The following is a 2,122-nucleotide window of genomic DNA, read 5'->3' as shown; positions in this document are numbered from 1 at the left end:
AAGGGCCAAACAGCGTGCTCACCGTGAGCGGCCGGCAGTCCAAGGTTGCACCTGCTCCCTTTGGCTGCCCGTGATCAGCCGGTGGCCGCGCCTTCGCGGCCTGCCGGCGCTCATCCCGTCGCGCTGGTGGTGCCTGCGCAGCGGGCACCGGACGGTGCGAAGACCGCCGTGCCCCATCGCGCCCCTTTCCCGGCTCCACCCCAATCGGGGCGCACCGATGAAGGCAAAGGCGCCTGCCCCCTTGGCTGGGCTCTCACCCCCGCCCGGGGGCAGGCGTCCGTGCCGCCGCGGCCCCGGTGATCCTACGAACCGAATTCGGTACCGACTTCGAACGAGCGTCGGTACCACTGCCCTGAGACGGTTTCATCCTCAGCGAGTTCTGGTACCGCCCCCCTGGGGCTCGAACGGTGGGGCCAAAAGTCGTTCCCGAAATCAGTGGCTCCTGGGTCCGCAGTCGGTGCCACGAGCATGATCAGCAGTTTCCGGCTCATGCTCCGTATTGGAGCGTGAGCGGGTTGGCGGGGAGAGCGATGTGATCGAACCGCGATGAGGTGCTGAGCTGACGGGGCGCGACACGAGTTGCTCTCATGGTTACGCGCGAGCACCGATCTACCGATAAGTAACTTGCGGGAAGCGGGAGTGCGTTTTTCATAAGTCGCCCGGCTACCCGCTCCGTTTCCGCAGGTAGTCAGGACGTGGACGAACTGCCGCCGAAGTGTCAGTTCCGGGGCGTACGCTCCAGTCATCTGGTTGAGCACCGTTCCGCGCCGTGGTGCCGCTGTCTGTAGAGGAGGCAGCTGCATGGCGCACGAGGGCAGGGACACGCCGACCGCCGGACTCGGTTCGGACCTGGCCGTGGCCGCTGGTCCGATGGAGGTCCTGCTGGCCTGGCAGACGGCCGGATCGGCCGCGGGCCCCGAGCATCGGGTGTCGCCGCGGGTGGCTGCGCGGATCTTGGGGTCCATCCCGGCGGGCACGCGGCGGGCCTACACCGCTGATTGGACCCGGTTCACTACCTGGTGCGCTGTGGCGGAACGTAGAGCGTTGCCGTGCACAGCCGAGACCTTGGCTGAGTTCATCTCGGCCGTGGCCGACCAGGGGTATGCGCCGGCCAGTCTCGGGCGGATGCTGGCGGCGATTCGCTCCATCCACCGCCTGGGCGGTCAGCCGCTGCCCGACAACACCGCGGCCAGTGCGGTCATCAAGTGCTACCGCAACGAGCGCGCGGCCGCCGGGATCGCCAACACCCACCGGCGTGCAGTGGCGCTGTCGGTGCGACAGCTGCGCCAGCTGGTGGCCGCCTGTGAGCTGCCCACCCTGCCGGACGGGCCGCTGCGGCCGCCGCCGGCGGTGGCGCGCGATCGGCTGGTGTTGGTGCTGGGCTGGGCGATGATGGCGCGCCGGGGCGAGTTGCACGCGCTGGACCTGCAGGATGTGAGCGAGGTCGCCAACGGCCTGGAGGTGTTGGTTCGCCGCTCCAAGACCGATCAGGGCGCGCACGGCCATCTCGTGGCGATCCCCTACGGGCGTGAGGCGCTGACCTGCCCGGTGCGGCTGTGGCGGGCCTGGAGCGATCTGCTTGCCGGCACGGGCATCACGACCGGTGCGCTCTTTCGGCGCGTCCACCGCTCCGGTCGCATCGGTGACCGCCTGTCGGATCAGGGGATCTACACCATCATCCGTGATGTGGCCGACCGGGCCGGGCTGGGCGGAAGCGACATCCGCCCGCATAGCCTGCGCGCCGGCGGGGCGACCGGGGCCTATCTCGGCGGCGCCGATGCGATGCTGATCGGCCGGCACGGCCGCTGGCGCGATGGCTCGCGCACCGTATTGGGCTACATCCGCGACATCGACCGCTGGGCGCACAACCCGCTGCACGGCGCCGGCCTGTAGCACCACCTTTTCGGACGGAGGTTCCTGAACGGCATCACCCCAGCTCGGTCCAGCGTCCGGAAACGTACACCTTCCCGGACGCCCTACCTCCTGACCGTCTCCAGGTTGCCCCGCACCGCCTTGGTGATCGGGTGCTCGGGCCCCAGCACCCGTTCGCAGTCGGTCAGGGTCTGCTCATATAGCGGGATGGCCCGGCCCAGATCCCCGGCCGCCTGGTAGGTGTAGGCGA

General features: G+C 69.5%; 2 protein-coding genes. One reads left to right on the top strand and one right to left on the bottom strand.

The genetic code is table 11. From position 1 onward, the window contains the following. The first annotated feature begins 801 nt into the window (after nt 1-801). Entirely contained in the window at nt 802-1,893 is a 1,092-nt protein-coding gene (locus Pta02_RS40655) for a tyrosine-type recombinase/integrase (protein ID WP_203880393.1), read from the top strand. An 83-nt stretch (nt 1,894-1,976) separates the two neighbouring features. Here the strand turns inward: Pta02_RS40655 and Pta02_RS42430 are convergent. After that, on the bottom strand, nt 1,977-2,122 hold a 146-nt coding region (locus Pta02_RS42430; protein ID WP_203880394.1), incomplete at its 5' end, for a tetratricopeptide repeat protein.

It is taken from the genome of Paraplanobispora takensis (assembly GCF_016863195.1).
GTDB lineage: Bacteria > Actinomycetota > Actinomycetes > Streptosporangiales > Streptosporangiaceae > Planobispora > Planobispora takensis.
This window is presented reverse-complemented; position numbering and strand designations above follow the sequence as displayed.